General features: G+C 67.9%; 19 protein-coding genes and 2 tRNA genes. 6 read left to right on the plus strand and 15 right to left on the minus strand.

Annotation, left to right across the window (positions count from 1 at the left end; translation table 11 throughout):
* A complete protein-coding gene (locus HDA44_RS26140) occupies positions 1-780 on the minus strand; it encodes an LLM class flavin-dependent oxidoreductase (RefSeq protein WP_184838812.1) in 780 nt (259 codons plus the stop codon).
* Positions 781-841: 61 nt separating this feature from the next.
* Between HDA44_RS26140 and HDA44_RS26145 the strand changes: the two genes are divergently transcribed.
* A complete protein-coding gene (locus HDA44_RS26145; protein ID WP_184838814.1) occupies positions 842-1,318 on the plus strand; it encodes an NUDIX hydrolase in 477 nt (158 codons plus the stop codon).
* Here the strand turns inward: HDA44_RS26145 and HDA44_RS26150 are convergent, their stop codons facing one another.
* Positions 1,319-1,822: a DinB family protein gene (locus HDA44_RS26150; protein ID WP_337906429.1), complete on the minus strand. Its 504-nt coding sequence runs from the start codon at positions 1,820-1,822 to the stop codon at positions 1,319-1,321.
* A gap of 19 nt (positions 1,823-1,841) precedes the next feature.
* Positions 1,842-2,492, minus strand: a complete 651-nt coding sequence (locus HDA44_RS26155; RefSeq protein WP_184844266.1) for a cutinase family protein — start codon at positions 2,490-2,492, stop codon at positions 1,842-1,844.
* A gap of 106 nt (positions 2,493-2,598) precedes the next feature.
* Here HDA44_RS26155 and HDA44_RS26160 point away from each other — a divergent pair, with 106 nt between their 5' ends.
* Both HDA44_RS26160 and HDA44_RS26165 read left to right on the plus strand, forming a co-directional pair.
* On the plus strand, positions 2,599-3,189 hold the full coding sequence (locus HDA44_RS26160) for a DinB family protein (protein ID WP_202887570.1): 591 nt from the start codon (positions 2,599-2,601) through the stop codon (positions 3,187-3,189).
* Between the two features lie 204 nt (positions 3,190-3,393).
* A complete protein-coding gene (locus HDA44_RS26165) occupies positions 3,394-3,966 on the plus strand; it encodes a dihydrofolate reductase family protein (protein WP_184838818.1) in 573 nt (190 codons plus the stop codon).
* Between the two features lie 219 nt (positions 3,967-4,185).
* Here HDA44_RS26165 and HDA44_RS26170 read toward each other — a convergent pair whose 3' ends face one another.
* From HDA44_RS26170 to gyrB, 7 genes are all read right to left on the minus strand, one after another.
* On the minus strand, positions 4,186-4,638 hold the full coding sequence (locus HDA44_RS26170) for a ribonuclease FAU-1 family protein (RefSeq protein ID WP_238352552.1): 453 nt from the start codon (positions 4,636-4,638) through the stop codon (positions 4,186-4,188).
* A gap of 555 nt (positions 4,639-5,193) precedes the next feature.
* Positions 5,194-5,269: transfer RNA gene (locus tag HDA44_RS26175), tRNA-Ala, on the minus strand.
* A gap of 6 nt (positions 5,270-5,275) precedes the next feature.
* Complete coding sequence (locus HDA44_RS37565; protein WP_408954195.1) at positions 5,276-5,407, minus strand: DLW-39 family protein; 132 nt, start codon at positions 5,405-5,407, stop codon at positions 5,276-5,278.
* 39 nt (positions 5,408-5,446) lie between these two features.
* Positions 5,447-5,520, minus strand: a tRNA-Ile gene (locus HDA44_RS26180).
* A gap of 108 nt (positions 5,521-5,628) precedes the next feature.
* On the minus strand, positions 5,629-6,261 hold the full coding sequence (locus HDA44_RS38690) for a DUF3566 domain-containing protein (RefSeq protein ID WP_184838822.1): 633 nt from the start codon (positions 6,259-6,261) through the stop codon (positions 5,629-5,631).
* Positions 6,262-6,623: 362 nt separating this feature from the next.
* Complete coding sequence (gyrA, locus tag HDA44_RS26190) at positions 6,624-9,275, minus strand: DNA gyrase subunit A (RefSeq protein WP_184838824.1); 2,652 nt, start codon at positions 9,273-9,275, stop codon at positions 6,624-6,626.
* Between the two features lie 43 nt (positions 9,276-9,318).
* On the minus strand, positions 9,319-11,409 hold the full coding sequence (gyrB, locus tag HDA44_RS26195) for a DNA topoisomerase (ATP-hydrolyzing) subunit B (protein WP_420488544.1): 2,091 nt from the start codon (positions 11,407-11,409) through the stop codon (positions 9,319-9,321).
* 305 nt (positions 11,410-11,714) lie between these two features.
* Here gyrB and HDA44_RS26200 point away from each other — a divergent pair, with 305 nt between their 5' ends.
* The 3 genes from HDA44_RS26200 to HDA44_RS26210 are packed head-to-tail and all read left to right on the plus strand — an operon-like array spanning position 11,715 to position 13,503.
* The gene (locus HDA44_RS26200) at positions 11,715-12,347 is read left to right on the plus strand and encodes a hypothetical protein (protein WP_184838828.1); all 633 of its coding nucleotides are present in this window, start codon (positions 11,715-11,717) and stop codon (positions 12,345-12,347) included.
* Positions 12,344-12,949, plus strand: a complete 606-nt coding sequence (locus HDA44_RS26205) for a hypothetical protein (RefSeq protein ID WP_184838830.1) — start codon at positions 12,344-12,346, stop codon at positions 12,947-12,949. The genes HDA44_RS26200 and HDA44_RS26205 overlap by 4 nt, the downstream gene beginning before the upstream one ends.
* Complete coding sequence (locus HDA44_RS26210) at positions 12,946-13,503, plus strand: hypothetical protein (RefSeq protein ID WP_184838832.1); 558 nt, start codon at positions 12,946-12,948, stop codon at positions 13,501-13,503. Before HDA44_RS26205 ends, HDA44_RS26210 begins: the two co-directional genes overlap by 4 nt.
* 33 nt (positions 13,504-13,536) lie before the next feature.
* On the opposite strand, the gene HDA44_RS26215 is transcribed toward HDA44_RS26210, so the two are convergent.
* The 5 genes from HDA44_RS26215 to dnaN form a co-directional block, all read right to left on the minus strand.
* Positions 13,537-14,871, minus strand: a complete 1,335-nt coding sequence (locus HDA44_RS26215; RefSeq protein ID WP_184838834.1) for a hypothetical protein — start codon at positions 14,869-14,871, stop codon at positions 13,537-13,539.
* A 66-nt stretch (positions 14,872-14,937) separates the two neighbouring features.
* Entirely contained in the window at positions 14,938-15,501 is a 564-nt protein-coding gene (locus tag HDA44_RS26220) for a DciA family protein (protein ID WP_184838836.1), read from the minus strand.
* The gene (gene recF / locus HDA44_RS26225) at positions 15,494-16,633 is read right to left on the minus strand and encodes a DNA replication/repair protein RecF (protein ID WP_184838838.1); all 1,140 of its coding nucleotides are present in this window, start codon (positions 16,631-16,633) and stop codon (positions 15,494-15,496) included. The genes HDA44_RS26220 and recF overlap by 8 nt, the downstream gene beginning before the upstream one ends.
* A gap of 1 nt (position 16,634) precedes the next feature.
* Positions 16,635-17,546 (minus strand): phosphogluconate dehydrogenase (NAD(+)-dependent, decarboxylating), encoded by a 912-nt coding sequence (gnd, locus tag HDA44_RS26230; RefSeq protein ID WP_184838840.1) that lies wholly within the window; start codon positions 17,544-17,546, stop codon positions 16,635-16,637.
* Between the two features lie 26 nt (positions 17,547-17,572).
* Entirely contained in the window at positions 17,573-18,718 is a 1,146-nt protein-coding gene (gene dnaN / locus HDA44_RS26235) for a DNA polymerase III subunit beta (RefSeq protein ID WP_184838842.1), read from the minus strand.
* Between the last annotated feature and the right edge of the window lie 51 nt (positions 18,719-18,769).

The following is an 18,769-nucleotide window of genomic DNA, read 5'->3' on the forward strand; positions in this document are numbered from 1 at the left end:
TCAGGATTTCAGCGCGGCGGCGTTCTCGTAGTCGCGGCGCCAGTCGCCGGTGGGCGGGAGGATGACGCGTTCGGCGCCCGCTTCCTCGTACGCGGCGAGCTGCTCTGCCGCGTTCCCGTCCAGCTGCGGGGCGATGACTGTTGCCTTGAGCGTCTTTCCGTCGGCGAGCTCGTTGATGCGCGCCAGGTTGGTTCGGACCTCCTCCGGCGTCATCGCGATCGTCGCCCAGCCGTCGCCGAACCGCGCCGCGCGGCGATGCGCCCGCGCCCCGGTTCCGGCGATGAAGATCGGCGGCACCGGCGCGCCGGGGGACAGCGTCACCTCGAGGTCCGCGTCCAGCGAAGCCGACTTCCCGGCGATCAGATCCGGCAGCACGGCGAGCGCCTCGTCGGTCAGCCGGCCGCGATCGGTGAACTCGACACCGGCCGCGCGCCAGCCGATGTCACCATGCGCCGGGTTGCCGGTGCCGACGCCGATCACCAGGCGGTTGTTCGATACGAGCTGCAGGGTGTTGATCTGCTTGGCCGCCCAGGCGACCGGCCGCAGGGCCAGCAGCATCACGTTGTAGCCGACGGTGATCCGCTCCGTCACGGCCGCGGCCGTCGCCAGTACGACCGAACTGTCGAGCATCGGTGCGCCGGCGATCAGATGATCCGTCGACCAGACCGAATCCAGCCCGAGCTCCTCGGCGTGCCGGGCACTCTCACGTACGTCACCGAGAATCGCCTGCCCCGGCTGGGGCGACGAGGTCGGCAGGATGACTCCGATCTCAAGACTCATACCGGACCCAACCTGACGTAGGGGCGAACCATTCCCATCCGGTCCGGGTTAGGGTCCGTTGATGAGCAGACGAGTCGCGGCGTACGCCGTATGTATCGACGGTGAGCGGGTGCTGCTCGCGCGGTACGTTTCGCCCCACGGGGACGGGTCCTGGTGGACGCTGCCGGGTGGGGGAGTCGAGCCGGGCGAGGACCCGTACGACGCCGTGGTCCGCGAAGTCGCCGAGGAAACCGGGTACGAGTGCGTCGTCGAAGAGCTGATCGGCGTCGACTCGCGGGTGATCCCGGCCGCGCTGCGCCGCGTACGAGGCAAGGTGGACCACCAGAACATCGGAATCTTCTACGCCGTCCGCATCACCGGCGGCACCCACCGCCCGGAGCCGAACGGGGAGACCGCGGAATCGGTCTGGACACCGATCGCGGACGTCGAAACGCTGCGCCGGGCAGGCCTCGTCGACATCGGCGTCGCGCTCGGTACGACCCGCCCGCCGAGCGGCCACGTGCCACCGGTGACCGCCGGCGGCCTGATCGAACGCTGATCAGTCGACGAGGATCTGTTCGCGGAGGATATCGGCGTGACCGCAGTGATGGGCGAGCTCGCGGAGCACCTGGAGGTACACCCAGTGCAGGGTGCGCGGCCCGCCACGATGACCGGTCACGACCGCGTCGAGGGGCAGGTCCGCGACCGCTGCCCGAGCGGTCGCGCAGGTCTCCCGGAAGGCGGCCGTGACCGAGGCGATGGTGTCACCGGCAGCGAGCTTGAAGGACGCATCCGGACTCTGCACCAGACCGAGCTCCCGCCGCGACCTGCCGCCGACGCACTCCTCGAACCACACCCGCTGCATCCACGTGACGTGCTTCAGCAACCCGAGCAACGTCGTCGCCGACGGCACCAGCCGCCGGCGGGCCTGCTCCTCGCTGAGACCGTCGAGAGTCGCCTCGATCGTTCGCCGATAGTCCTCGACGAACGCGTCGAGCTGGGCCCGACCATCGTCCAGCAACGTGTCCGCCGGATGCTTTGCCTGAACCCGATCGCCATCCACGAGGAGCAAGCCTACGGAATCAGGGGATGTAAACCCCGTTGAACCATTGGCCGCGGGCGTCATCGGTGTACACGTCGACGTTGAAGTTGTAGTTGCCGTGCTTGCCTTCCCACAGGTAACCGGGGAGGCCGGAGCTGGCGTTGATGTCACAGATGATGTCGTTGGTGCACAGCGTCAGTACCGGCACGTCGCCGAAGAAGTTGTCGGCGCCGGCCAGCGGGGCGCCCACCACCGGAGCAACCAGCGGGTGCGCGGCGGCACCGGCGTTGCCCGGGCCCGCGGCACGCTTCGGATCCGCGATCAGCACCGCGTTGACGTTGTCGAACGTCTCCCAGTTCTCCGTCACCCAGGTGTGCACGACCGCGGCACCGAGCGAGAACCCGACCGCCTTCACATGCTGCCCCGGGCACGCGTTGCGATGATCCCGGATCAGCCGGTTCAGCTCGTTCACTCCCTGCCGGGCATTCACCCCGATCGGCTGCGCTGGGTACCCGACCCGCTGGCTGATGTTCCCACTCCAGTACGGCGCGTTCGAGTCGTTGTCACCCGTACCGCCGACCACGATCGTGTACGTCCCACCACAGTCATCCGCCTGCGCCGGGCCCGCCAACGCGTACACCCCACCCGCCGCAACCATGAGGCCGGCCAACAGTGCCGCAAGTTTCCGCATCATTTTCCTCCCGAGTAGTAACTCTCTGCAGTCTCCCGACCACACGACCGCCGACGCTACCCACGCCCCATCACATCCCCATCAAGCCCGAACAACAGGCCACCGGATGACCGCATCCGTCCATCCGGGCGGCCGCTTGTCGATCCGCGCCGTCGCCGAGCATCGGAATTGCATGATCGAAGACATCGTCCGGCCCGAGCGCGTCCGTACCGGCAGCTGGCTGGACATCCTCGCGTCCAACCTCGACTACCACCGCGCCACGTTCCAGTGGAAATGCGAAGGCCTCACCGACGCCCAGCTTCGGCAGCGCCCGATTCCGTCGTCGAACCTGACCCTGCTCTCCCTGATGCGCCACCTGCAGGGCGTCGAACGCTACTGGCTCCAGCGCCGCCTGGCCGGTACGTCGCCCACCTTCGTTCCGTACCGGATGACCATCACGCCCGAAGGCGACGAGTGGTTCGACGAATCCGACCCGACACCCGCCACCGAGGTGTACGCCGACTACCTGGCCGCCTGCCAGACCTCCCGCGACCTCTTCCCCCAAGCCACCCACAACCTCGCCCGAATCGAACCGAACCCCGAATTCGGCCGCACCAATCTCCGCTTCATCCTCGAACACGTAATCGAGGAATACGCCCGCCACACCGGCCACGCCGACCTACTCCGAGAATCCCTCGACGGCACCACCGGCGAGTAATCCCCAGAACCCCTGGACGTGGGTCCTGGTCGTGCGAGACCGAGCTGGGTGACGACGCCGAGTACCGCGGGATCTTCACGGTCGTGTTCGCTGACGCGCGGCCTGGGGGCTGACAATCTTCCTGGCGGGTGGTGTCGAGGTATGGGGCGCGCGTTCGACGTGATGGTAAGTACTCGATCGCATCCCGTTGAGGAGATTCCCACCATGTCCAATCAGGCTGACTCCGCGAAGGGCGCCCCGACCCGCAAGGTCGTTGCCGCGTACTTTCTCTCGCTCGACGGTGTGGCCGAGGCGCCGGACAAGTTCCTCACCGGCTGGGACGACGAAACGGATGCCAGCGGCGCTGACCTGATCGCCACCCAGGACACCGTCATCCTCGGGCGCCGCACGTACGACGACTGGACCAACTTCTGGCCAACCAGCGACATCCAGCCGTTCGCGGACTTCATCAACGCCGCCCCCAAGTACGTCGCGACGTCCACCCCGCTCACGGGCAGCTGGGCCAACTCGTACCCGATCGAAGGCGACCTGACCACCTTCGTACGCACCCTGAAAGCCCAGCCAGGCGGCGACATCGGCATCCACGGCAGCATCTCCATCACCCAGTCCCTCCTCGCCGCCAACCTCGTCGACGAACTCAGACTGGTAATAGCCCCCACCATCGCCGGCACCGGCCAACGCCTGCTCGAAACCCTCCCGCCCACCCACCTAGAACCAACCCCCGCCACCACCACCCCCAGCGGAAATCTCCTCATCACCTACCACGTACTGCATTAGCCGGCCGCCAAAATCCCGACTTTGTCCACACCCTTGACCACACCCCGTGGACAACTCGCCCTTCAAGTCCGCTACCCCGCACTCACCAAGGCACGGGGAGCGGGCACGATGACACCCCCACGACGGCGATCACAGCCCACCGGCCGATTTGTCCACAGCCCGATCACCGTGCACACGGCAACCACCGCGCTCCTCGCCCACGTGCCGCTCGCCCGACGATCAGCGGGACGCCACCTCGGTGTCCCAGTACGGGGGTAGGTCGGCCGGTTTCCAGGACGGATCGGGACGGAAGTCCGTGTACTGGCCGTCGAACGGGAATCGGCCGGCCTCGATGTCGCCGGTGATGCGTTCGCCGGCGGCGCGGATGCGGTCCGCCTCGGCTGCCGTCCAGTACGCCGGATGATCGACCCGCTCGGCCAGCTCGTCCTCGTCTTTCAACGACCAGCTGCGATCGGGCGCGACCAGGATGTCGAGCGCGTGATCGAGAATGTCGATCCCAGCCGACCAGCGGCGTACCGGCGACTCCAGGTTCACGTACCAGCCTTCGAACCGCATCTCCAGGTCAAAGAACCACCACACCGAATGGTCTGCCTCGGGTTCGGTGCGGATCAGCACGTGCCGGCCTTCCCAGTGCCGCGGCCAGAGCATCGACACCGTCCGATCGCGCTCCATCAGCGACATCTTTCGAATCAACGCACCATCCCGACCACCACGCAACATGCAGTCCGACCCAGCCGCAGTCCAGGTAACCAGCGCCTCCGCGTCATCCCGCACAACCCGCCCGGCCTGCACCGCCGCAATCATCCCGTTCAAATGCACATCCCGCCGAGCAACCGCCCGACCAACAACAAACCCCATCACGCCATGCTAGGGCCGTCACTTGACTGGTTGGTGGGGTAGATCAGCCGCTCACTGCGCAAGGCGGTCCATCAGCTCTGCGCGCTGATCGGCGATTGCGTTCGCGATACGAAGGACATCTGTGTCCGAGGCCTGAAGCTGACCGTCGACGGTTGCCGGCTCGCTCGCCTGGTCTGCTGCCTTCTGGATGCGGGTTCGGCCCGATCCCGTCTCACCAGCTGGCGACTTGAGCAGCGGCTCGTCAGGGCACACGTCGGTTCACGGGTGGTTGGGAGCGGTGCGGAGGGCGGCGACGGAGGAGTCGCGCGGAGCACGCGGGGGGACGTACGCCACGTGGGGGACGGACGCGGATATGCGTGGAGAAAAAGGTGGTGGAGACGAGGGGACTTGAACCCCTAACCCCTGCCTTGCAAAGGCAGTGCTCTGCCAGTTGAGCTACGCCCCCGGGTGGTCAGTGACCTGGGGTCACTGAGTCTACGGCCTCGGACCAGAGGTCCTTGTCGGCGCGGGACTGCTGGGTTTTCTTGTAGGCGAAGTAGCCGCCGATGCCGGCCAGCAGTACCAGCAGGATCTTTCTCAGCACTGGAGACTCCTTGGATCGGACTTCGGTACCACGTGTGGGTGGGCCTAACTGGACTTGAACCAGTGACCTCTGCCTTATCAGGGCAGCGCTCTAACCGTCTGAGCTATAGGCCCGCGTACTGCGGTGTCGAACCCGGGAGAGATTACCGCACCAAGTGCCCTACTCCCAAACCGGTTCCGGCCAGGCCCTTGACGGGCCCGGCCGGGTTGCCGGGTGCCGGGTCAGTCCTCGGACGCGAGGGTGACTTCGAGGCCGCCGAGGAGCGTGGCGGCGATGTTGTAGAGGAAGGAGCCGAGCGTCGCGAGCGCGGTGATGATCAGTACGTCGGCGCAGGCGAGCAGGGTGGTGAAACCCATCACCTTGCCGGTGTTGATGTAGTTCTCCACCCGGAACGGTTCGCCGGCCGGCGTGCCCAGGACTTCCTGGACGGTGCTGTTGATGTTGTCGAAGACCCCGGCCGCGCCGATCGCCGACCAGACGATGAACACCGCCACCCAGGTCACGATGCCGAACGCGATCGACAGCAGGAACGCCGTCTTCATCACCGACCACGGGTCGATCCGGGACATCCGCAGCCGGGCCTTGCGGGTCTGCGGCCGGCTCGACGCCTTGGCGTCCTTCTCGGCCAGGCGGGCCTGCTTGGCCTCTTCCCGCTCGGACTTGTCCGGTTTCGCCGACTTCACCGCGGCCGCCTTGTCCAGTACGGCCTGTCGCGCCGCGCTGACCCGGTCGCCGATGGACTCGGTTTTCGCCTCGTTACCGCCGTACGCGGCGCCGTTCGACGCGGCGCCGTTGGAACCGGCCGCACCGTTCGACCCCGCCGCCCACGGCTCCGGCCGACCGGCCGCACCCACAGCACCACCGGCGCCAGCAGCCCCAGCAGCACCTGAACCCGGCCGCGTGCCACCACCGGGAGTACCAGGAGTACCAGCACCGGGCCGCCCCGGCGCGCCACCCTGCGTACTCTGCGTACCCGGGCGGGGTTGCGGGCGGTACTCGGCCGACGGGCGCTGTTGCCCGTTCGACCCGCCTCGCTGCTGTCCGTTGCCACCCGGAGCGCCAGTACCACCCGGTGCCCCGTTGGAACGACCGTTGGCGGCACCGTTGGAAGCCGGGTTGGCCGGGGCGGCAGACTGCTTCCCGCCCGGCGCGGTGCGCTGGGACTTGGAGCCGTCGGCCGCACCTTCAGGCCATGTCGGCCTCGCGCGGTTGGTCATCAGTCACCCTCCTGGCCGGCTTCGTCGCTTTCGACGGTAGCCGGGCCGTCCACGTCCGTCGAACGCTCTTCATCATTCTGGACGCTCTCAGAGGTGGATTCGGTTGTCGATCCGTCCACATTCTGGGCACCGTCCTCGACAGTACCCTCCTCGGCCGGATCCGATTCGTCGAGTGCGACGGTCAGATCGGTGTTCCGGGCGATCGCGACCACCGCGTCGGACTCGCCGACCCCGGCGAACCGGACACCCATCGTGTCCCGGCCCTTGACCGGCACGCTGTCGACCCGGCTGCGGACGACCTGGCCGCTGGCCTTGATCGCGAGCACCTGGTCCTCGTCCACGACGATGATCGCGCCGACCAGCGAGCCGCGCTCGTCGTTCAGCTTGACCGCCTTGATGCCGAGCCCGCCACGACCCTGCTGCCGGTACTCCGACACCTTCGAGCGCTTCGCGTACCCGGCGTCGGTGACGGTGAAGACGAACTGGACGTCCTCCTCCGAGCCGGCCCGGATCACCGACATCGACAGCAACTCATCGCCGGACCGGAACTTCATCCCGGTGACACCCGAGGTGGCCCGGCCCATCGGCCGCAGCTGGTCGTCGTTCGCGGTGAAGCGGATCGACTGGCCCTTGCGGGACACCAGCAGGAGGTCGTCCTCGGCGGTGGCCAGGTCGGCGCCGATCAGCTCGTCGTCCTCCTCGCGGAAGTTGACCGCGATGATGCCGCTCTGCCGGGCCGAGTCGTAGTCCCGCAGCGCGGTCTTCTTCACCAGGCCGCGCTTGGTCGCCAGTACCAGGTAGTCAGCCTGCTCGTAGTCACGCAACGTGAGCACCTGCGCGATTTCCTCGTCCGGCTGGAACGACAGCAGGCCCGCCACGTGCGAGCCCTTCGCGTCCCGGGCCGACTCCGGCAGCTGCCACACCTTGGCCCGGTAGACCCGGCCCTTGGTGGTGAAGAACAGCATCCAGTGGTGGTTCGTGGTGGCGAAGAAGTGGCTGATCTCGTCCTCGGCCCGCAGCGCCGCGCCGCGGACGCCCTTGCCGCCACGGTTCTGGGTCCGGTACAGGTCGGTCTTGGTGCGCTTGGCGTACCCGCCGCGGGTGATCGTGACGACCACGTCCTCGTCCGGCACCAGGTCCTGCACGGACAGGTCGCCGTCGGCCGCGATGATCTCGGTACGGCGCTCGTTGCCGTACCGCTCGACGATCTCCGTGAGCTCGTCCTTGACGATGGTCCGCTGCCGCTCCGGGCTGGCCAGGATGTCCTCGAGGTCGGCGATGATCGCCTCGAGCTCCTGCAACCGCTCGATGATCTTCTGCCGCTCCAGTGCGGCCAGCCGGCGCAGCTGCATGTCCAGGATCGCCTGCGCCTGGATCTCGTCGATCTCGAGCAGCCGGATCAGGCCGGTCCGCGCCTCGTCCACGTCGGGGCTGCGCCGGATCAGCGCGATCACCTCGTCGAGGGCGTCCAGCGCCTTCACGTACCCGCGGTAGATGTGGGCGTTCTTCTCCGCCTCGCGCAGCCGGAACCTGGTCCGCCGCTGGATGACCTCGATCTGGTGATCGATCCAGTGGCTGATGAACAGGTTCACGCTGAGCGTGCGCGGCACGCCGTCGACCAGCGCCAGCATGTTGCAGCCGAACGTGTCCTGCAGCTGCGTGTGCTTGTAAAGATTGTTCAGTACGACCCGTGGCTGCGCGTCCCGCTTGAGCACGATCACCAGCCGCTGACCGGTCCGGGACGAGCTGTCGTCGCGGATGTCCGCGATGCCGTTCACCTTGCCGGTGTTCACCAGCTCGGCGATCTTCTGCGCCAGGTTGTCCGGGTTCACCATGTACGGCAGCTCGGTGACCACCAGGCTGGTCCGCCCCTTGGCGTCCTCCTCGATGTCCACCACGGCGCGCATGGTGACCGAACCACGGCCGGTCCGGTACGCGTCGTCGATGCCCTTGTAGCCGACGATCAGCGCGCCGTTCGGGAAGTCCGGGCCCTTGATGTGCTGCAGACAGGCGTCGAGCAGCTCCTCCGGGGTCGCGTCCGGGTGCTCGAGCGCCCAGTCGACCGCGGCCGCGACCTCGCGCAGGTTGTGCGGCGGGATCTGGGTCGCCATCCCGACCGCGATCCCGGACGAGCCGTTGACCAGCAGGTTCGGGAAGCGGGACGGCAGGATCACCGGCTCCTGCGACTTGCCGTCGTAGTTCGGCCGGAAGTCGACCGTGTCCTGGTCGATGTCGCGGACCATCTCCATCGCCAGCGGCGCCATCCGGCACTCGGTGTACCGCATCGCGGCGGCCGGGTCGTTACCCGGCGAACCGAAGTTTCCCTGGCCCTGGATCAGCGGCGCCCGCATCACCCACGGCTGCGCCAGCCGGACCAGGGTGTCGTAGATCGCCGAGTCACCGTGCGGGTGGTACTGACCCATGACGTCACCGACGACGCGGGAACACTTGTTGAAACCACGGTCCGGCCGGTAGCCGCCGTCGTACATCGCGTACAGGATGCGCCGGTGCACCGGCTTCAGGCCGTCGCGGACCTCGGGCAGCGCGCGGCCGACGATGACGGCCATCGCGTAGTCCAGGTACGACTGCTGCATCTCGGTCTGCAGGTCGAGTGGCTCGACGCGGTCGTGGCCAGTGGGCGTCTCGGTCATGAAAAAGTCCCGTTCAGATCAGTACGTCGGATGAGCAGCGAGATCAGATGTCAAGGAAACGAACATCCTTGGCGTTGCGCTGGATGAAACTGCGCCGTGCCTCGATGTCGTCGCCCATCAGCGTCTGGAACGTCTCGTCGGCGCGGACCGCGTCGTCGAGGGTGATCTGCAGCAGCACCCGGTTGGCCGGGTCCATCGTGGTTTCCCACAGCTCGTTCGCGTTCATCTCGCCCAGACCCTTGTAGCGCTGGATCGGGTTCTCCTTGGGCAGCTTCTTGCCCGCTTCGGCGCCGGCCTCGAGCAGCCCGTCGCGCTCCCGGTCGGTGTACGCCAGCTCGTCCGGCTGGTTGCTCCAGCGGATCTTGTACAGCGGCGGCTGCGCGGCGTACACATGGCCACGCTCGATCAGCGGCCGCATGAACCGGAACAGCAGCGTCAGCAGCAGCGTACGGATGTGCTGGCCGTCGACGTCGGCGTCGGCCATGATCACGATCTTGTGGTAGCGGAGCTTCTCTTCGTCGAAGTCCTCGTGGATACCGGTGCCGAGCGCGGAGATGATCGCCTGCACCTCGTTGTTCTGCAGGACCTTGTCGATCCGGGCCTTCTCGACGTTCAGGATCTTGCCCCGGATCGGCAGGATGGCCTGGAACTTCGGGTCCCGGCCGCCCTTCGCGGAGCCACCGGCCGAGTCACCCTCGACGATGTAGACCTCGCACTCCTCCGGGTTGGTCGACTGGCAGTCGGCCAGCTTGCCGGGCAGTCCACCGCCGCCGAGCAGGCCCTTGCGGTTGCGGGCCAGGTCGCGGGCCTTCCGGGCCGCGATCCGGGCACTCGCCGCGGCGCTCGCCTTGCGGATGATCTCGCGGCCCTCGGCCGGGTTCTGCTCGAACCAGGCGCCGAGCTTGTCGTTCACCACCCGCTGGACGAAACCCTTGACCTCGGTGTTGCCGAGCTTGGTCTTGGTCTGGCCCTCGAACTGCGGCTCGGCCAGCTTGACCGAGATGATCGCGGTCAGACCCTCCCGGATGTCGTCACCGGTGAGCCTGTCCTCCTTCTTCTTGATCATCCCCTGGTCCTCGCCGAACGAGTTCACCAGTGAGGTCAGCGCGGCCCGGAAGCCCTCCTCGTGGGTACCGCCCTCGTGGGTGTTGATCGCGTTCGCGAAGGTGTGCACCGACTCCTGGAACGATCCGCTCCACTGCAGCGCGACTTCGAGGCTCATGGTGTCATCCGCGGTGGCCGCCTCGAACGAGATCACGTCCCGGTGCACGGTCTCGCGAATACCGGTCAGGTACTTCACGTAGTCGACCAGCCCGTCCGCGTACCGGAAGGACTGCTCCAGGGGCTTGCCGTCCTCGTCGATGTGATCGGGGCGCTCGTCCCGGATCACCAGCTCGAGGCCCTTGTTCAGGAACGCGTACTCGCGGAAGCGGGTGGCCAGCGTCTCGTACGAGTAGGTGGTCGTCTCGAAGACGTCCGGGCTGGCCCAGAAGGTGATGGTCGTACCGTTCGAGTCCGAGGTGCCGATCTCGGCCAGGTCCTCGTCCGGGTTCCCCATCGTGAAGGACTGGGTGTACAGCTTGCCGCCGGTCTTCACGTCGACCTGGAGCCGGGTGGACAGCGCGTTCACGACCGAGACGCCGACGCCGTGCAGACCGCCGGACACCTTGTACCCGCCGCCGCCGAACTTGCCGCCGGCGTGCAGCACGGTCAGCACGACCGTGACGGCCGGCTTGCCCTCGGACTCGACGATGCCGACCGGGATACCCCGGCCGTTGTCCTCGACCCGGACCCCGCCGTCGCCGAGCAGCGTCACCACGATCCGGTCACCGTACCCGGCCATTGCCTCGTCGACCGCGTTGTCGACCACCTCGGTGACAAGGTGGTGCAGACCGCGCTCACCGGTGGACCCGATGTACATCCCGGGGCGCTTCCGGACCGCGTCCAGCCCTTCCAGCACCTGGATCGCACTCGCGTCGTACTCCCGCTCGACGACCGACGAGGGAATCTCGTCCAGATCGGGTGCGGCGGTATCACTGCGGCCGATGGGGTCGGCGGACTGGTTGGCGTCGATCTCGATCGGCTCGTCGGTCACCGGTGGTTGTCCTCCTCGGACCCCGCGTTCGCGAGGCATCGCGGCACAGTAGAGCCGCCGTCTACGGTGATGGCGGCGGTGCGTCCACCAGTGTACCCGTCGAGCGAAGCAGAACCTGCCACCAGCCGCCTGAAACTCACCTCAGGGCGTCTTTTCTCCCTCATCGCCATGTCCCCTCTCGCGGGTGGGGGGCCGGAAAGCGCTCACGGGCACTGAGTGGCTCTCAGCCCGCTTTCGATTGTCCGGCGATCGACCTTCGGGAGACCGACCGGTCCAGACCGCTGCGGGGCGGTCCGATCGACTGCCGGCCGGCCGCGCACCCACCGCCCCTTAGGATCGCTGCCGTGGAAAGTCTCGACGAGATCATCGACGCGATGATCGCCGACCGGGTGATTCACCGGCATCGGCGGATCTGGCTGGTGGTGATCGCCCTCGTCGTGGTCGCCGCCCTCGTGGTCCTGGCCACCGGCGGCTGGAAGGAACGGAAGGGCCGCTCGGTCCCGACCCTGACCGCGCCGGCCACCGTCACCGCGGGCCGGTACGAGTTCGACTTCACCACCGCCGTGATCCTCCGGAAGCCGAAGACCGACTACAGCGAGGCCGAGACCCGGCTCCGGGTCTCGTTCAAGGCGAAGAACATCGACTCCGAGGAGCACAAGAGCCAGAGCCCGGACAGCGGGCTGCTGCTCTTCGTTCCCGGCCACGGCGCGGACCTGGTCGACGCGACCGGCATCACCTGCCGCGGCGAGGTCACCTGGGTGCTGGTGTACGGACTGCCGCCGGAGGACTGCTACACGGAGTTCAAGGTGGAACCGGATTTCAAGGCCGACGAGGTCGAGATCGGTGTACAGGCCGAGTCGTTCGAGGCGACCAGCGGCGTGTTCGGCGCGAACGACACCAAGTTCTGGCAGAACGAGGCACCGGTGGCGGTCGTACGTTTCACGCCGAGCGAGAAGACCGATGGGGGCAGCAAATGAAGCTCTACCGCCCCGCGACCATCCTGGTCGGTGTCGTCTTCGTGCTGGTCGGCGGCCTGACCCGGCTGGCGACACCCGACCAGGTGTACGACGAGCAGAACATCAAGGTGGTCAGCGGCACGATCGGGCAGGCACTGGACTACGCCGGCAGCGGATCGACGGTGAAGGTGACCCGGATCAAGTTCGCCCGCTCGGTGCTCGACAGCACCGCCAGTGACGACGACAAGCCGCTGGAGACGAACGGCATCTACCTGGCGATCGAGTGGGACGCCGTCCGCGGCGTACCGAAGCCGGACGGCATCACCCCGACGCTGATGTCCGACGGCGGCAGCGTGTACGTGCCGGTGCAGGGAGTGAGCAGCAGCGGGATGGACTTCCCGGATGCCGGGTTCGCGAAGTCCGGGACGCTCGTCTTCGAGGTGAACCCGGCGGACATGAAGGGCCTGACGCTGAAACTGCGCTCGCTGATGATCTTCAACGTCTACAACTCCAGCATCCAGGTCGATCTCGGCATCCCGACCGAGGCCGTCGCCCAGCAGATGGTCGACACCGCCGCGCCGGAGTACGTCGTGGAGAAGTCAGTCACCCGGGTGGAGTCATGACGTTCTCCGGCCGGACGTCCCGGCTGGTCGTACAGGTCTCCCTGCTGGTGGCGTTGCTCGCGGTCGGCGTCTTCGTGATGTTGCGGCCGTACATCGCCGACGAGGAGCAGATCTACAGGCAGGGCCGGATCGACCAGGTGGTCAGTCAAGGGCCGGTGACGATCGGGCATGTCGAGTGGAAGCTCGAGTCGCTCAAGGCGTACACCACGCTGGTCGACGACGAGGGCAAGCCGATCAGCCTCGGTGCCCCGGCTGGCTCCGTCGTGGTGGTTGCCAACCTGACCGCGACGCCGCGGGACGGCCTGTTCCTGAAGGAGCGCGGCTTCAGCTGCAGCAGCACGCTGCGGGACGACCGCGGCAACACCTGGGAAGACCAGCAGGCGTACGGCTATCCGCTGCCGACGTACTGCAGCGACGACGACCACCCGTTCACGATGAACAAGCCGGCCCAGGTCGCGCAGGTGTACGTGGTCCCGAAGACGGCCGTACCGCATCTGACCGGGATCATCTTCGAGGACTTCGACGAGCGCCGCCGGGCGCTGATCACGCCCTGACCCTGCACCGACTGCCCTGCACCAACCTGATGGTCAGGCGGTGACGGGCTGCTTGGTTTCGGTTGCCTTGGCCTCGGTCTCGGCGGCGAGCTCGGTCCGGCGCTGCGTACCGACCGAGATGCACAGGTCGAACGCGGCCGCCAGCAGCGCGATCCGGAGCGGCTCGAAAATGAGGTCGCGGATCAGGCCGGTGATCTCCATGTTCATCAGGCCCCAGTAGTCACCGTGGTTCCCGATCAGGCGCTGGATACCGACGTACGCCCAATCGCTGCCGAGCAGCCAGAACGTGTAGACCATGCAGACCACACCGAGGAACACCGGCCCGACCCGGACGAGCAGCCGGAACGCGTTGATCGCCGGGTAGAACTTCTCCCGGACACCGGCAAGCAGCAGGTCCGGGGCCTTGTACGTCAGCTCGACAATGCGCCCGCGCTGCGCCGGCTCCGCCTCGGCGCGAACGCCCAGGCGGCGCTCCAGCCGGGTACCACGGAACGCCGCGCCGCCGGAGAGCACGCGGTGCCCGAAGACGACCGTGGTGATCGCCAGCCAGGTCAGCGGCTCGGCGACACCCAGCTTGAACAGCGGCCAGAGGGACTCCCAGAAGAAGCCCCAGAGGAACTCGATTCCGGCCGGGATCGGGATGTGGATGCCGGCGAAGAACTCCTTCGCGCTGTCCCACCAGCCCAGTGACCAGTACCAGAAGCTGCGGTCCTTGAACCAGTCCTTGCCCTCGATGATCGCGAACGGCGTGATCACGAAGGTCAGCAGCACGAAGAACGCCTCGGCCCAGACCTGGGCGAACTTCACCGGCCGGTTCGGCCACCGGTCGTCGACGCCCTGCAGCACCCGCCGCAGCACGAGCAGGACGACGAGCGCCGGCAGGTACTGATGCCAGCTCGTCGGACCGAGCTTGAAGAACTGCGAGCCTTGCTGTGTCCCGTTCAGCACCAGGTTGGTCGCCGCGAGCTGCTGGACCTGAGCGTCGAAGAAGCCCCAGGCGGACCAGACCGCGACCAGCGGCAGCAGCGTGACCGCCAGCAGCTCCAGCAGACCGCGCTGCGTCGGGTCCGACGTCTCCTCCGCCTCGCTGCTCGCCGCGTCCCGCCAGCGGTACAGCGACATCGCGCAGGTCCGGATCATGCCGACCGCCGCGGTGATCTGGAGTAGTACACCGACCGCGAACAGGCCCGTACCGAGGCTGGAGTGCTGGTGCTGGCCCAGCCAGATCGCGCCCTGCAGACACACCGTGAAGCCGAGATACCCGGCCAGCCACCAGGTGGTCATGGGCAGCAAGTTCTTCCACCAGAGCCGGAACGTATCCAGGATCAGGTGGACCATCTCGCGAAAGCCATCAACCAGCGTGCGCATCGGGCCCGATCCTAAGGGAGCGGTGGGTCGCGGCCGCAATCCGCGTCCGGCCGTCGCCGTGGGTGGTCAGCCGTAGGTGTCGCGGGGGCCGCGGCCGCCGCGGATGGTGCGGGGGCCCTTGCGCCAGGAGGGGGTGTGTGGGCCCTGGACGTTGACGCGGGTGACGGTGCCGTCGCCCAGTTCGGTGTTCAGGCGGCGGACCAGGTCGGGGGCGAGCAGCTTGAGCTGGGTCGCCCAGGCGGTCGACGAAGTCCGCACGGTCAGCACGGTGTCCTCGTACGACTCGGGTTTGCAGTGTTCGGCCATCTCGCGCCCGACGATGGTCGGCCAGCGCGCCATCACCCCGTGCACCGCGACGTCGACCTCCCAGCCCTGATCGCGCATCAGCCGGCCGAGCGTGTTGGTCAGCTTCTGCGGGTCGCGATCATCGGGCCGGGCGCTGCTGATCTGGGCGCCGTCGATCCGCGGCCGGCGGCGGCGCTTGACCGGCTTGATGCCGCCCTTCGCCGCCTGCTGCTTCAGCCGGCCGGCCAGCGACTTGGCCAGATCCAGACCCTGCTTGTCGTGCTCGGCCTCCGGCCCCGGGTCGCTCTCGAGGTCGCTCTCGGCGGAATCCGGAGGTTCAGGCACGCCGAACGGTCCCGTCCCCGACCTCGAAACGCACCCCGCTGAGCTCAGCCGGTACGTCCGCGCCGACCGCCGCGGTCACCAGCACCTGCTCGGCCGGTGCGACCAGCTCAGCCAGACGGTCGCGGCGCTGCGAATCGAGCTCGGCGAACACGTCGTCGAGGATCAGCACCGGTTCACCTCCGTCCGCGCGCAGCAGCTCGTACGAGGCCAGCCGTAGCGCCAGCGAGAACGACCACGACTCACCGTGACTCGCGTACCCCTTCGCAGGCAAGTCCCCGAGCCCGAGTACGACGTCGTCGCGATGTGGTCCGACCAGCGAAACCCCGCGCTCCAGCTCGTCCTGCCGCTTCTCCCGTAACGTCGCGAGCAGCACCTCCGCGAGTTGCTCCCGGGACACGACTCCCGGTTCGAGCACGATCGATGACTTGTACTCGAGCCGCGCATCGCCCTTGCCGCGGGCAACAGCGTCGTACGCGCCGGACACCAACGGGCGCAGGGATTCCAGCAGCTCCAGCCGGGTCGCCAGCAGATCGGATCCGGTCCGGGCAAGATGCGAGTCCCAGACTTCGAGCGTACGCAGCTGTCCTTCGGCGGCGCTGGTCCGGTTCTGGCGTCGTGCCTGGGATGCGCTCCGGAGCAACGAGTTCCGTTGCTTCAGCACCCGGTCGTAGTCCTGGCGTACGCCGGCCATCCGGGGCGACCGGAGCGTCAGCAGCTCGTCCAGGAACCGCCGCCGCTCGGACGGGTCGCCCTTCACCAGCGCGAGATCCTCCGGCGCGAACAGCACCGTACGCAACAGGCCGAGCACTTCCCGGGGCCGCGGCACCGGCGAACGGTTGATCCGGGCCCGGTTCGCCTTCCCCGGATTGATCTCCAGCTCGACGACCACGTCGCGGTCGTACTGGCTGCGGATCTCGGTCCGCACGATCGCCCGGGAGGCGCCGGCCCGGACCAGCGGGGCATCGGTCGCGACCCGGTGCGAACCGAGCGTGGCGGTGTAGTGGATCGCTTCGACCAGGTTGGTCTTGCCGTGACCGTTCGGCCCGACGAAAGCCGTCACGCCCGGGGCGAGCTCGACCTCCGCCTGCTGGTAGGACCGGAAGTCGAGCAGACCCAGGGCGGTGACGTACACCTCAGTGCTTGGTCGGGGGCGTCGCGTACGAGGGGTCCTCGGCGCCCTTCACCGCGTGACCGCCGAACTGGTTACGCATCGCGGCGATCGCCTTCATCGCCGGCGAGTCGTCCTGCCGGGACGAGAACCGGGCGAACAACGCGGCCGCGATGGCCGGCACCGGGACCGCGTTGTCGATCGCGGCCTCGACCGTCCAGCGGCCCTCGCCGGAGTCGTCGGCATACCCCTGGATCTTGGCCAGGTGGTTGTCGTCCTCGAGCGCGTTCACCAGCAGGTCCAGCAGCCAGGACCGGATCACGGTGCCCTCGCGCCAGGACCGGAACGCCTCCGGCACGTTGTCGACGATGTCGGCCGCCTCGAGCAGCTCGTAGCCCTCGGCGTACGCCTGCATGATGCCGTACTCGATGCCGTTGTGGACCATCTTCGAGAAGTGCCCGGCACCGACCTTGCCGGCGTGGACGAAACCGAACTCGCCTTCGGGCTTCAGCGCCTCGAAGATCGGCATCACGGCGTCGACGGTGTCCTTGTCGCCGCCGCACATCAGCGCGTACCCGTTCTCCAGGCCCCAGACGCCGCCGGAAACCCCGCAGTCGACGAACCGGATGTCCTTCTCGGCCAGCTGCGCGGCCCGGCGGGTGTCGTCGGTCCAGCGGCTGTTGCCGCCGTCGATCACGATGTCACCGGGCGACAGCAGCTCGGCCAGCTCGGTCACGACCGGGTCGATCGCCTGCACCGGGACCATCACCCAGACCACCTTCGGCGCGCCGGTCAGCTGACCGACCATGTCGGCCAGGTCCTTGGCGTCCGAGATCTCCTGGTTCGAGTCGAAACCGACCACGGTGTGACCCGCGTCGCGGATCCGCTGGCGCATGTTGCCGCCCATCTTGCCGAGACCGACAAGGCCGAGCTCCATCGTGAATCCCCTTGTTCTGTTGGATTTCAGCTGTTCAGGCGGACCGGCATCAGCACGTACCGGAACTCGCTGATCGGGTCGCCGTCGAAGTCCCGTACGCCGGTCAGCTCGGCCGGCTTCGTCGCCTGGGTGAAGGCCAGGTGCGCCACCGGCGTACCGATCGCGCCCAGGCCGTCGAGCAGGTACGTCGGGTTGAAGCCCACCGTCACCGGGTCCCCGGAAACCCGGGCCTCCAGCGACTCGGACGCCTGCGCCTCGTCACCGCTGCCGGCGTCCAGCGTGACGGTGTCGTCCTCGAACGTCAGCCGGACCGGAGCGTTCCGCTCGGCCACCAGCGCGACCCGCTTGACCGCCTCGACCAGGGTCGCGGTGTCGATCCGGACCCGGGTCGCGATCGCCGCGTCGGTCGGGATGATGCCACGGACCTTCGGGAACTCGCCGTCCAGCAGCCGGGTGGTGGCGCGCCGGCTGCCACCGGACACCTGCCCCTCGAAGCCGACGATGCCGTCACCGGTACCCGGCGCGGCCAGCGACACGGTCACGTCCGAACCCGTCATCGCCTTGGCGGTCTCGGACAGCACCCGGGCCGGCACCAGCGCGGCCGCGGACGCGTCGGGGGACTCCGGGTTCCACTCCAGCTCACGGATCGCCAGCCGGTACCGGTCGGTGGCCAGTAGGGAGATCGTCGAACCCTCGATCTCGACCCGGACACCGGTCAGCACCGGCAGCGTGTCCTCGCGGCCGGCCGCGGTGACGACCTGGGAGACGGCCTGGGTGAAGACATCCGACTTCACCGTGCCGCTCGCGGCCGGAAGCTCCGGAAGGGCCGGGTACTCCTCGGTGGGAAGCGTCTGCAGGGTGAACCGCGAGCTGCCACAGGTGACCTGAGCCTTCGCACCGTCCACCGCGACATCCACGGGCTGGTTCGGGAGGCTCTTGGAGATGTCGGCGACGAGCCGGCCGGAGATCAGGCACTTGCCCGCGTCCGCCACCTGCGCGGGCACGGTGACTCGTACCGACGTTTCGTAGTCGAAGCCGGACAGGGTGATCTGCCCGTCCTCGGCCTCGACCAGAAGGCCGGCCAGGATCGGGACGCTGGGACGACTGGGCAAACTACGCGCGGCCCAGGCCACCGACTCGGCCAGTACGTCGCGCTCGACGCGAAACTTCACCGCTGGGTGCCTCCTGTATCGGCTGGGTGCCAGGCAGATCCTGCCACGGAC

It is taken from the genome of Kribbella solani, from assembly GCF_014205295.1.
Taxonomy (GTDB): domain Bacteria; phylum Actinomycetota; class Actinomycetes; order Propionibacteriales; family Kribbellaceae; genus Kribbella; species Kribbella solani.